This is a genomic window from Streptomyces spongiae, assembly GCF_009377185.1.
Taxonomy (GTDB): Bacteria; Actinomycetota; Actinomycetes; order Streptomycetales; family Streptomycetaceae; genus Streptomyces; species Streptomyces spongiae.
The window spans coordinates 23,627-36,372 of the sequence record NZ_VJZC01000042.1; the positions used below are offsets into that span (position 1 = coordinate 23,627).

Annotated in this window: 9 protein-coding genes; all 9 read left to right on the top strand. The window is 73.2% G+C overall.

The genetic code is table 11. The annotated features are described in order from the left end of the window. The first annotated feature begins 15 nt into the window (after positions 1-15). Positions 16-1,761, top strand: a complete 1,746-nt coding sequence (locus FNH08_RS09430; protein WP_152770934.1) for a fatty acyl-AMP ligase — start codon at positions 16-18, stop codon at positions 1,759-1,761. Continuing rightward, the gene (locus FNH08_RS09435) at positions 1,758-5,756 is read left to right on the top strand and encodes a type I polyketide synthase (protein ID WP_322724092.1); all 3,999 of its coding nucleotides are present in this window, start codon (positions 1,758-1,760) and stop codon (positions 5,754-5,756) included. Before FNH08_RS09430 ends, FNH08_RS09435 begins: the two co-directional genes overlap by 4 nt. 46 nt (positions 5,757-5,802) lie before the next feature. Continuing rightward, positions 5,803-6,762 carry an alpha/beta hydrolase gene (locus tag FNH08_RS09440; RefSeq protein WP_152770935.1) on the top strand — a complete coding sequence of 320 codons (960 nt, stop codon included), beginning with the start codon at positions 5,803-5,805 and terminating at the stop codon, positions 6,760-6,762. A gap of 22 nt (positions 6,763-6,784) precedes the next feature. Next, complete coding sequence (gene ccrA / locus FNH08_RS09445) at positions 6,785-8,095, top strand: crotonyl-CoA carboxylase/reductase (protein WP_152770936.1); 1,311 nt, start codon at positions 6,785-6,787, stop codon at positions 8,093-8,095. A 243-nt stretch (positions 8,096-8,338) separates the two neighbouring features. Then, positions 8,339-10,066, top strand: coding sequence for a sensor histidine kinase (locus tag FNH08_RS09450; protein ID WP_152770937.1), 1,728 nt, complete (start codon positions 8,339-8,341; stop codon positions 10,064-10,066). Further along, complete coding sequence (locus FNH08_RS09455; protein ID WP_152770938.1) at positions 10,063-10,473, top strand: roadblock/LC7 domain-containing protein; 411 nt, start codon at positions 10,063-10,065, stop codon at positions 10,471-10,473. Before FNH08_RS09450 ends, FNH08_RS09455 begins: the two co-directional genes overlap by 4 nt. Then, positions 10,470-10,844: a DUF742 domain-containing protein gene (locus tag FNH08_RS09460; RefSeq protein ID WP_152770939.1), complete on the top strand. Its 375-nt coding sequence runs from the start codon at positions 10,470-10,472 to the stop codon at positions 10,842-10,844. Before FNH08_RS09455 ends, FNH08_RS09460 begins: the two co-directional genes overlap by 4 nt. Continuing rightward, positions 10,825-11,430: a GTP-binding protein gene (locus tag FNH08_RS09465; RefSeq protein WP_322724094.1), complete on the top strand. Its 606-nt coding sequence runs from the start codon at positions 10,825-10,827 to the stop codon at positions 11,428-11,430. The genes FNH08_RS09460 and FNH08_RS09465 overlap by 20 nt, the downstream gene beginning before the upstream one ends. Beyond that, positions 11,427-12,713 carry a cytochrome P450 gene (locus FNH08_RS09470; RefSeq protein WP_152770941.1) on the top strand — a complete coding sequence of 429 codons (1,287 nt, stop codon included), beginning with the start codon at positions 11,427-11,429 and terminating at the stop codon, positions 12,711-12,713. The genes FNH08_RS09465 and FNH08_RS09470 overlap by 4 nt, the downstream gene beginning before the upstream one ends. Positions 12,714-12,746: the final 33 nt, after the last annotated feature.

Sequence of the window (12,746 nt, forward strand, 5' to 3'; positions counted from 1 at the left end):
TCAGTTGGAGCCGCCATGCCTTCCGCCCGGCCCGCCCCCCAGGCCTTACTGACGGACCATCTGCGGCACTGGGCCCGCCACCGGCCGCAGCAACGCGCCCTCACCCACGTGGACTTCCCTGCTCCCGACTCGCCGGGAGCGCACCGCACCCTCGGCTGGCGTGCCCTCGACGCGCGTGCCCGTGCCGTCGCCGACCGACTGGCGACCGCGGGCGCGTCCCCCGGCGACCGCGCCGCCCTTCTGCTGCCCCAGGGCCTCGACTACGTCGCGGCCTTCCTCGGCTGCCTGTACGCCCGCGTGATCGCCGTCCCTCTCTTCGGTCCCCAACTCCCGGGCCACGAGGGCAGACTGGCCGCCGTCCTCGCCGACTGCGAGCCCGCCTGCCTGCTCTCCGACACGGCGACGGCGGACTCGGTGCGGGACTTCCTACGGGACTACGGCCTCCCCGAGTCGCCCGTCGTCCCCGTCGACCGGCTTCCCGTCGACCGAACCCCCGCCGACGAACTTCCCATCGACCGAACTCCCGCCGACCGAACCCCCGCCGGGAGCCCGGGCCCCGACGACATCGCCTACCTCCAGTACACCTCCGGCTCCACCCGCACCCCCGCCGGCGTGATGATCAGTCACGCCAACGTCGTCGCCAACGCCCACCAGGCCATCGAGGCCTTCGTCGCCGACCCCGAGGCCGCGACGACGGTCGGCTGGCTGCCGCTCTACCACGACATGGGCCTCGTCCTGAGCATCGCCGCGCCCGTCGTCGGCGGCTTCCCGTCCGTCCTCATGGACCCCGTGGCATTCCTGGAGGACCCATCCCGCTGGCTGCGCCTGCTCGGCTCGTACGACGGCACCATCAGCGCCGCCCCGAACTTCGCGTACGACTACAGCGTCGCCCGCACCGATCCGGCGCTGGCCGAGGAGTTGACCCTCGACCGCGTACGGGTACTGATCAACGGCAGCGAGCCGGTCCGGCCCGGCACGATGGAACGCTTCCAGACCGCCTTCGGCCCGGCCGGACTCGCCCCGGTCGCCCAGTGCCCGGCGTACGGCCTCGCCGAGGCCACCGTGTTCGTGACGGCGGACTCGCGTACCGTGCCCCCGGCCACCGTGCCCTGTGACGCGGACGCGCTGGCGAACGGGCGTGTCGAGGAGTCCTCGGACCCCGCGGCGACCGTGCTCGTCTCGTGCGGTGCGCCCGTCGGGCAGGAGGTACGGATCACCGGACCCGACGGGAGCGAACTGCCCGAGGGACACGTCGGCGAGATCCGGCTGCGCGGGCCGAACATCGGGCTCGGCTACTGGAAACGCGACGCGGACGACACCTTCGGCGGCCCGGAGGGCTGGCTGAGCACCGGAGACCTCGGAGCCCTGCGCGACGGGCGGCTCCTCGTCACCGGCCGCCTGAAGGACCTGCTCGTCGTCGACGGCCGCAACCACTACCCGCAGGACGTCGAGGAGACCGTCCAGACCGTCCTCCCCATGGTCCGCAGGGACCGCCTCGCCGCCTTCGGCGTGCCCCGCCCGGACGACGCGGGTGAGGAACTCGTCGTGGTCGCGGAACACCGCCGGGACACCGCACCGACCCTGCGGGAACGCCGGGAGGCCGAAGCCTCCGTGCGGAGCGCCGTGTCGGCACGCCACGGGCTGCGCCTCGGCGCCCTCGTGCTCGTCCCACCGGGTGCGGTACCCCGGACGAGCAGCGGGAAGGTGGCGCGCGCCGCCAGCCGGGCCCGCTTCCTCGACGGCGGGTTCGGTCCCCGGTGAACGCCACGGCCCTGACCCGCGACGAGGTCCGTCGTGTGGTCGTCGAGCGGCTGTGCGCCTGGTACGGGCTCGCCGCACACGAGATCGCCGACGACCGGCCCCTCACGGAACTCGGACTCACCTCGCGGGACGCGGTCACCCTGGCCGCGCTGCTGGGAGACCGCGCCGGACAGCGCCTGCCCGGCACGCTGCTGTGGGAGGCGGGGACGATCGAGGCGTTGGCGACGCGGCTGGGCGAGACGCGGGCGGGGACGGGAGCCATGGGGCAGGCGTCCCCGGCCGCCGCGCAACGGCCGCGGACCGGCGCCGCCGAGCGGCCTCGAACCGGCCCCGACACGCCACAGGCCCCCGCCGCCGGCGCCCCCATCGCCGTCATCGGCCTCGGCTGCCGCTTCCCCGGTGGCGCCGACTCGCCCGCCGCGTACTGGCGGCTCCTCACCGAGGGCCGGGACGCCGTCGGGACCGTCCCGGGCGGGCGGTGGGACCCCTACCCCGGCGCCGCCGAAGCCCCCCGACACGGCGGGTTCCTCGACGACGTCGCGGGCTTCGACGCGGAGTTCTTCGGCATCGGAGCGCACGAGGCGGCCGCCATGGACCCGCAGCACCGCATGCTCCTGGAGGTCACCCGCGAGGCCCTCGACCACGCGGCGGTACGCGTCGAAGGCACACGCACCGGAGTCTTCGTCGGCATCAGCGGCAACGAGTACGCCCACCTCACCAGCGCCGCCCCCGACGCCTGGACCGCCACCGGCGGCGCCCTGAGCGTCGCCGCGGGCCGGCTGTCGTACGCCCTGGACCTGCGCGGCCCGAGCATGGCCGTGGACACGGCCTGCTCGTCGTCGCTGGTCGCGGTGCACCACGCGGCAGGGGCCCTGAGGTCGGGGGAGTGCGACACCGCGCTCGCCGCCGGGGTGAACCTCCTGCTCACCCCGGCCGTCACGCTCGCCTTCCAGCAGACGGGCGCGCTCGCTCCGGACGGCCGGTGCAAGGCGTTCGACGTCCGCGCGGACGGGATCGTGCGGGGCGAGGGTTGCGGCGTCGTCGTCCTGAAACGGCTCGCCGACGCCGAAAGGGACGGCGACCGTGTGCTGGCCGTCGTCCGCTCCTCGGCCGTCAACTCCGACGGCCGCTCCAACGGCTTGACCGCCCCCAACGCCCACGCCCAGCGCGCCCTCCTCAGCGAGGCGCACCCCGAGCCCACGATCGTCGACTACGTCGAGGCACACGGCACCGGCACCGCCCTCGGCGACCCCATCGAGGCGGGCGCCCTCGGCGCGGTGCTCGGCAGCGGGCGCGACCTGGACCAGCCCCTGCTCCTCGGGTCCGCCAAGACCAACCTCGGCCACCTGGAGGCCGCCGCCGGAATCGCCGGGCTCATCAAGACCGTCCTCGCCCTCCACCACGGCGAGATCCCGCCCCAGTTGCACTTCACCCGCCCCGGACCGCACGCCGACCTCGACGCGCTCGGCCTGCGCGTGGTGACCTCACGCGAACCGTGGCCCCGATACAGCGGCACGGCGACCGCCGGAGTCTCGTCGTTCGGCTTCGGCGGCACCAACGCGCACGTCGTGCTCACCGAACACCGGCCGGGAGCACGGCGGTCACGGCAGCCCGGCCCGGTCGCCCCCGCACTGCTCCTCCTCGACGGCCCGACACCCGACCGCCTCCGCTCCCACGCGGGCGAACTCGCCGACCGGTTGCTCCCGCGCACGAGCGACACCGACGTGGCGTACACCCTCGCCGGCCGCCCCTCTCGCGGACGCCACCGGGCCGCCCTCGTCACCCGCGACCGCGCGGAGACCACCGAAGCCCTGCGACGCCTCGCCGCCGGGGAACCCTCCCCGCACCTCGTCACCGGTGAGGGAAGACACGGCGACGCCGTGTGGGTCTTCTCCGGCTACGGCTCCCAGTGGCCCGGCATGGGGCGCCGACTCCTCGCCGCCGAACCGGCGTTCGCGGACGCCGTCGCCCGCCTGGAACCCCTCTTGCGGCGCCACGCGGACCTCTCCCTCACCGCGGGCCTCGCCCCGGACGCCGACCTGTCCTCGCCCGCCACCGTCATGCCGGTCCTCTACGGCGTGCAGGTCGCCCTCGCCGAGCTGTGGCGCTCCTACGGCCTCCGGCCCGCCGCCGTCATCGGGCACTCCCTGGGCGAGATCGCCGCCGCCGTCGTGTCCGGCGCGCTGGACGAGGACACCGGGGCGCGGATCGTCGCCGTGCGTTCCCGGCTCCTCGACCGGCTGACGGGCGGAGCCATGGCCGTGGTGGACCGTCCGGCCGATCAAATTCACGCCCTGACAGGGGACTTGCCGACCCTCGACGTGGCCGTGCACGCGTCCCCGGTGCAGAGCGTCGTCACCGGCTCGGCCGAGGACGTGGCCGCGATGGTCGCGCGGGTGACGGCCGAGGGCGGGTTCGCCCGGCGCATGAAGGTCTCCGGAGCCGGTCACTCGGCCGAAGTCGAGCCGCTGCTGGGGGAGTTCGCGTGGGCTCTGGGGAAGATATGGGCCACGGCGCCCGGTTGCCCGCGCTACTCGACGGTGCTGGACGACCCACGGAACCCGGCGCCGTACGACACCGCGTACTGGGTCGCCAACCTCCGCAGTCCGGTGCGCTTCCTGCACGCCGTGCGCGCCGCCGCCGAGGACGGACACCGCGTCTTCGTCGAAGTCGCTCCGCACGCCACGCAGTTGCACCCCCTCAACGACACACTCCCCGAGGACGCGCTCGTCGTCCCCACGCTCCGCAAGAACACCGACGACGCGCTCACCTTCCGCACCTCCCTCGCCACACTCCTCGTCCACGGCGTACCGGCGCCCGGACTGCGCGAGCGGCTGGGCGGCCGGGTCGTGGACGTACCGTCACCCCGCTGGCGGCACCGCCGCCACTGGTTCGGGGAGCGGACCGACGCGCTCCCGGCCGACGCCCCTCCGGCCGGCGCCTCTGCGGCAGAGGCCGTGCCGTCGGTGGAAGCCGGCCCGCTGGACCAGCTGCGGCGGTGCGTGGCCGAGGTGATGGGCTTCGGCCCCGACCGGCTCGACCCGGACACGCCCCTCACGGACCTCGGCCTCGACTCCCTGACCGCCGTGCGGATACGGTCCGCCGTGGAGCGGGAGTTCGGGGTCACGCTCGAAGCCGGGGTGATGCTGCGGCGCGGCACCCTGCGGGCGGTGGCGGACCTCCTCCAGGCGCCCGCCTCCCTGCGCGCCTTCCCGGCCCAGGGCCCCGGCACCCCCCTCTTCCTCTGCCACGCGGCGGGCGGCGACGCGGATGTCTACGCCCGCCTCGCCGAACGCCTCGGCGGAGACCGGCCGGTGTACGGCTTCGACCGGCAGCCCGACCCCGACGACGTACCCGGCAGGGCGGCGGAGTTCACCCGGCGCATCCGGGAGGTGCAGCCCGACGGCCCGTGGATCGTGGGCGGTTGGTCCTACGGCGGTCTCGTGGCCCAGGAGGCCGCCCGGTTGCTCGCCGCCCACGGCACCGTGTCCGCCCTCGTCCTGCTCGACTCGGTACTGCCCCTGCCGCTACCGGCCGGCCTCACGCCCGGCGACGTCGAGCGGCGCCACTTCGAGGGCTTCGCCGCGTACGTGGAGCGCACCTACGGAACTCCGCTCGACCTCCCGTACGACGAACTCGCCGCCCTGGACGACACCGGGCGCATCGACCTCGTCCTCAAACTCCTCGCCGAGACCGTCGACCTGCCGCCGTCCGTACTGGAACACCAGCGCACCTCGTACCTGGACCTGCGCAGCGGCGAGCGGCACCGGCCGGGCCCGTACGACGGCAGGGCCCTGCTCTACCGGGCGAGCGAACCGGCCCCGCACACCGTCCGCGACGCCCGCTACGAGCGCGACGACATGGCACTCGGCTGGGACGCGCACTGCGCCGACCTCACCGTGGCCCCGCTGCCCGGCCACCACCTCGCCCTGCTCGACCCACCCGTCGTCGACACGCTGGCGCGGCTCCTGAGACGGGACCTGCGCGACACCTGACCGCGACGGGCCCCGGAAAAGCCCGGAGAGAGACGAGGACCGCCCCATGCCCGTACCCCGCCCCACTCGCAGAACCGTCCTGCTCGCCGCGGCCGCCGCGACCGTCGCCCCGGCCGTCGCGGCCACCCCGGCGGTCGGCGCCGAGGCCCGCATCACCGGCGAACGGTGGCTGGGCGCCCGGACCGTCGACCTCACGGTCGCGTCACCGTCCGTCGGCGCCTCCCTGCCCGTCCGCGTGATCCTCCCGACCGGGTACGCGGCACAGCCCACCCGCACCTGGCCCGTCCTGCACCTCCTCCAGGGCGCGCACGACGACTACACGTCCTGGACGCGGGAGACCGACATCGAGTCCTTCCTCGCCGACAAGGACGTCATCGCCGTGATGCCGGCCTCCGGGCCCACCGGCATCCCCACCGACTGGTGGAACTACGGGCTGGGCTCCCCGGACTACGAGACGTTCCACGTCGACGAGGTCATGGGGCTGCTGCGCACCACCTACCGGGCGGGCACCAGGCGGGTCGTCGCCGGTGTGTCGACCGGCGGCTACGGCGCGTTCGCCTTCGCCGCCCGGCGGCCAGGTCTGTTCACGGCGGCCGCCTCGTACAGCGGCATCCTCGACACCCTGGCCCTCAGCATGCCCCTGGTCCTGAGCGCGATCGTCGCCCGTGAGTCGCTGATCCCGCTGACCCTGTGGGGAGCGTCGGTGCTCCAACGCACCAACTGGGAGCGGCACAACCCCTACGCCCTGGCCGCCGCGCTCAAGGGCACCGGGCTGTACCTCTCCCAGGGCAGCGGGCAGTCCGGCGGCGCCCCCGACAACCTCGAAGGGGCCCTGCTGGAAGGGACGTTGTGGGAGCAGTCGCAGCGGTTCGCCCAGCGGCTGGTCGCGCTCGGCGTCCCCGCCACCACCCACTTCTACAGCGGCGGCGCGCACGCCTGGCCGTACTGGCAGCAGGAGTTCCGGGCTTCGTGGCCGTTGCTCGCCAAGGGCCTCGGCCTGAGCTGACCGAAGGACAAGGAGGACACGCATGGACCCCCTCGCCGAGGCCGTCGTGGCCGGAGTCACCGGCGCCGAACTGGAACAGCTGCCCGTGCCCGACCGGTATACCGCCGCCCACCTACGGGAGGAGGACGTGGGCGGCTTCACCGGAGTCGCCGACAAGGACGTCCGCAAGACGATCCACGTCGGGCCGGTGCCGATGCCCGAACTCGCCCCCAACGAAGTACTCGTGGCCGTCATGGCGAGCGGCATCAACTACAACACCGTCTGGTCGGCGATGTTCGAGCCGATCCCGACCTTCACCTTCCTCAAGCACTACGCGCGGCAGGACCGTTGGGCGGCTCGGCACGACCAGCCGTTCCACGTCGTCGGCTCCGACGCGTCCGGGGTGGTCGTGCGCACCGGGTCCGGGGTGCGCAGGTGGCGGGCCGGTGACCACGTCGTCGTCAGTCCCGTGTCCGTCGACGAGGAGGACCCGGCCACGCACGCCGACGGCATGATGGACGCCGGCCAGGTGGCGTGGGGCTTCGAGACCAACTACGGGGGCCTCGCCCACTACGCCGTGGTGCGTACCACCCAGCTCCTGCCCAAGCCCGCTCATCTGACCTGGGAGGAGGCGGCCGCCAACCCGCTGTGCGCCGGCACCGCCTACCGCATGCTCGTCAGTGACCGGGGCGCCCGGATGACCCAGGGCGATGTCGTGCTGATCTGGGGCGCGGCGGGCGGACTCGGCGCGTACGCGGTGCAACTCGTGCGCGGTGGCGGGGGGATCGCGGTCGGCGTCGTCAGCAGCGAGGAGAAGGCCGAGTACGTGCGCGGCCTCGGCTGCCAGGTGGTGATCAACCGCGAGGAGGTCGGACTCGCCGGTGACGCCCCGGCCGACCCGATCGCCGTGGGCAAGCGGCTGGGCCGGCGCATCCGGGCCGAGACGGGGGAGGACCCGCACATCGTCTTCGAGCACGTCGGCCGCGCCACCTTCGGGGCCTCCGTCTTCGTCGTACGGCGCGGCGGGACCGTGGTGACGTGCGGATCCAGCTCGGGTTATGTGCACGAGTTCGACAACCGCTACCTGTGGATGCGGCTGAAGCGGGTCATCGGCAGCCACGGCGCCAACCTGCGGGAACAGGCCGCGGTGGGGCGCCTGTTGGACATCGGCCATCTCCGGCCCGCGCTGACCGTCACCTACCCGCTCGCCGAGGCCGCGGAGGCCGCCCGGCTCGTCCAGGACAACGCCCACCTCGGCAAGGTCGGCGTCCTTGCCCTGGCACCCCGGACGGGGCTCGGGGTGACCGACCCGGAACGGCGGGAGCGGCTGGCGCGTGCGCATCCACAGAACTGACGCGTACACAACTGCGAAGGTGAGTAAAGGCACTTGTCGATATGGAGGAATCCGGCGGAGGGTGACGAATCCTTGACGGGTCGGCGGCGGAGCGGTTGATCATTTCGCTCGCCGACCCTATAAGCTCCCTTGTGGCGCCGTGAGTTGACGCGATCACAATGGGGTCGGCTCTCGGTGCGTACTCATGAGTGCGACTCCCCTTGCTCGCCCCCTTGTACGATCGTGTTGCTTCGAAGGATGCAGATGGAACTCGCCACTCCGCCTCCGGCGGCACGGCCGCCCGTCGCCTGGTACAGCTGGTGGCTGCTGCCACTGGCCATAGGGGGTGGGACGGTCGCCACGGCGACCGCGGCCCCCGGCTGGGCCGGTCTGGCCGTGGCCGCCGGTGGAGCCGCGACGGCCGCCTGTGCCGTCTGTGTACGCCTGCTGATCCGTTCGCAGCGTCAACTGAGAAGCAGCGCGGACGCCTTCCGTGGTGCGCAGGCCGAGCACGCCCAGCAGTGGCAGCAGCATGTGGCGGGCCTCGAGCAGTCGTTCACCGCCGAGCGCGCCGCCCACGAGGAGCGGTACTCGGAGCAGACGCGTGAGTACGAGGCCCGGCTCGCCGAGCGGAACCAGGCCTGGCAGGAGCAGCTGGACAAGCAGCAGGCCGCGGTGGCCCAGCTCGCCGCCGAGCAGCTGCCCGACGCGCTGAAGCGGCTGCGCGAGGGCGAGGCCATCGACGACGTGCTGCCCACCATCACGCAGTGCGCGGAGGTGAGCGCCGACCTGCGGTCCGAGCTGCGCAAGGTGCTGCGGACCTCGCTCATCGCCGTCGAGGAGGAGTTCGACCGCTCCACCGCAGCCGAGCAAGCCGTCGTCAGTATCGGCAACCGTATCCATGTGCTCACGAGTAAACTCCGCAACCGGCTGCACGAGTTGCAGGGCGAGCACGGTCGGCTGCCCGCGGTCGCCCGGGGCCTGATGGAGCTGGACCAGGCGATCGGCCCCGCCGACTGTCTCGCCGCCAGCGTCGGTGTCCTCGGCGGCTCCGACCGGCCCGGACGGCAGTGGCAGGAGCCGCAGCGCCTGCTCAGCGTGGTCCGCGGCGGCATCGGCCGCATCAAGGACTTCGACCGCGTCCAGGTCCGCCACCTGCCCGACCTCGGCGTCGACGGCGGTCTGGTGGACCACCTCACGCTGGTCTTCGCCCACCTGCTGGACAACGCGGCCCGCTACTCGCCGCCCACCGAACCCGTCCTCGTCTCCGGCAAGGAGGTCCCGAACGGCGTCGGCATCGAGATCCAGGACGCCGGCAAGGGCCTGAGCGAGGAGAAGAAGCGCGAGGCCGAGCACGCCCTCGCCGGTACGGATGCCGGACCCGGCCTCGGTGGCATCTCCGAGGACGCCAACCTCGGTCTGCGCGTCGTCGGCGCCCTCGCCCGCCGCTACGGCATCCGCGTCACCTTCGCGGACTCGCCCTGGCTCGGCACCTCGGTGGTCGTCGTGGTCCCGCACAAGTACTTCACCCCGCTGCCCGCGGCACCCACCGCCACCCCGGCCGACCGGCCCGCGCCCGCCGCGACCGCGGGCCGCCCCGCGGCGGCCGCACCGGCCGCGACCGCGCCCACCGGACGCGGTGAGCGCACGGAGGGCGGCGAGGAGCCGGACACCACGCCCGGAGGCCTGCCCCGGCGCCGCAGCAGGCGCGGCGAGCCGACCGCTCGCGCGAGGACCGCGGACCGCGCCGAACCCGCCGCCTCCGCCGAACCCGCGGCCTCCGCCGTACCGCCGGACACGTCCTTCCGGGGCCTCGCCGCCTTCGCCACGGCCGGACGCGGGATCTCCACGGAGCACGCGACCACCGGGCGCGAGACGGACACCACGGCCGACCGGGCGACGGTCGAGCGCGACACCGCCGTCGCGAACGAGCAGACCGGCACCCGCGTGTCCACCGAGCAGCACACCGAAGAAAGCGACCAGTCCTCATGACGCAACACGGAACCGACGTGAGCTGGGCGCTCCGCGACCTCGTCGAGAGCATCCAGGAGATCCGTTTCGCCCTCGTCGCCTCCAGCGACGGCAAGGCCATCACCTCGTTCGGTGCCGAGGACCCCGACGACGTGGACCGCTTCGCCGCCGTGGTCGCCGGCCTCCAGGCGCTCGCGCAGCCCGTGGCCGAGCAGTTCCCCAAGTACGCGGGGCAGCTCCGTCTGGCGATGATCGAGGTCGACGGCGGCCATCTCTTCGTGGTGCGGGCGGGTGTCGAGACGTACCTCGGAGTGCTCGCCAGGGAGGGCCTCGACCAGGGCCTCCTCGGCCACCAGATGATGGACCTGGCCCGCAGGATGGGTGACCTCCTCGGCACCACTCCGCGCCTGGAGGATCACTCTGGATGAGTGCTCCCCGCCGGCCAACGGACCCTTCCGGTCTCGAGCGCTACTACGTCCTCACGGGTGGCCGTAGCGGACCGGGCGGCGGTTCGGCGTCGAGCCTCGACGTGGCGACCCTCATCCTCGCCCGCTCCGCCCCCGCTCCGGGCATGCAGCACGAGCACGAGGAGATCCTCCGGCGCTGCCGCGATCCGCTGTCTGTGGCGGAACTCGGCGCCCACCTCGGATTGCCCTTCAACATTCTCGCGGTGCTCCTCGCCGACCTGCTCGACGCGGACCGGATCGAAGCCCGTGACCCCATCCCGGCGTCCGACGCCGACCGCGGGCCCGACCTCGCGCTCCTTGAGGAGGTACTCAGTGGACTTGAAAGGCTTTGACCACCCCGACGGGGCGGCGGACGGGGGCACCCGGTCCGTGAAGATCATGATCGCCGGCGGCTTCGGCACCGGGAAGACCACCCTGGTCCGCTCGGTCAGCGACATCAAGCCGCTCACCACCGAGGCGACCCTGACCCAGGCCAGTGCCGGCGTCGACCACCTCATAGGCGTGGCCGACAAGCAGGAGACCACGGTCAGCCTCGACTTCGGCAAGATCGGCATCAACGACGAGCTGGTGCTGTACCTGTTCGGCACGCCGGGCCAGGAGCGGTTCTGGTTCCTGTGGAACGGCCTGTTCAAGGGCGCCCTCGGCGCGGTCGTCATCGTGGACACGCGGCGGCTCGCCTCCAGCTTCCGGGCGATAGAGGAGATGGAGCGGCAGGACGTCCCCTTCGTCATCGCGCTCAACGTCTTCCCCGACTCCACCGAGCACCCGGTCGAGGAGATCCGCGACGCCCTCGACATCTCCGAGCACATCCCGGTCGTGGCCTTCGACGCCCGCGACCGCGCGTCGAGCCGGGACGTGCTCATCGCCCTGATCCACCATCTCAAGGATCGCTCTGCCGTCGCCCTGGAGCCCCGATGAACGACCAGCCTCCGACTCCCGAACACCCCTTAAACGATCCGAGCGATCCAGGGGCCGCGCGGGGGTGCCCTGTCGCCCACGGTGACCTCGCCCATGGTGACGTCACCCGGCTGTACGGCCCCGACGCGTCGGTCGACCCGCACGGCATCTACGCCCGGCTGCGCGAGGAGTACGGCGCCGTCGCCCCGGTCCTGCTGGAAGGGGACGTTCCCGCCTGGCTGGTGCTCGGCTACCGCGAGTGCCGACGGGTGCTCGACAACCCCCTCCAGTTCAGCCGGGACTCCCGTATCTGGCGCGACTGGAAGGAGGGCCGGATCGAGGCCGCCTCGCCGCTGATCCAGATGGTGGGCTGGCGGCCCGACTGCGTGTCCCAGGACGGCGAGCCGCACCGCAGGCTGCGCCTCGCGGTCACCGACAACCTCCACGCCGTCGCGAGCCGCGGCATCCGCCGGCACGTCACGTACTTCGCGAACAAGCAGATCGACGCGTTCGCGGACCGGGGCACCGCCGATCTGGTCGCCGACTTCGCCGAGTACCTGCCCATGCTGGTGCTGACCCGTGTCTTCGGGCTCGCCGCCAGCGAGGGCCGCACCCTGGCCGAGTCCTGCGCCCACGTCATCAAGGGCGGCGCCGAGGCACTCGCGCACAACGACCGCATCATGCGCATCCTCGGTGAACTCGCCGAGCGCAAACGGCAGGAACCCGGCTCCGACTTCACCACCGGGCTCCTGGAGCACCACGCCGGCCTCGACGAGGACGAGGTCCTGGGCCACCTCCGCCTGGTGCTGATCGCGGCGCACACCACCACCAGCAACCTGCTCGCCCGGGTGCTCCAGCTCCTCCTCACCGACACCTCACGGCTCGCCGGGCTCGTCAGCGGCGAGTTGAACGTGTCGGCGGTGGTCGAGGAGGTCATGTGGAACACGCCTCCACTGGCCGTGCTGCCGGGCCGGTTCGCCACCGCGGACCTCGAACTCGGCGGCACGGGCGTCAGGGAGGGCGACCTGCTGGTGCTCGGGCTCACCGCGGGCAACCTGGACCCGGAGATCCGCCCCGACACGGGCGTGTCCGTCCAGGGCAACCAGTCCCACCTCGCCTTCAGCGGCGGCCCTCACGAGTGCCCGGGCCAGGGCATCGGCCAGGCCATCATCGAGGGCGCGGTGGACGCGCTGCTGCACCGGCTGCCGGGCCTCCATCTCGCCGTGGCGGCCGAGGAGTTGACCTCGACGGCTTCCACCTGGGAGTCGCGGCTGGACACGCTGCCGGTGGCGTTCGCGCCGTAGGAGCTGTCCGGCGGATCACGACCGGGGCGGGAC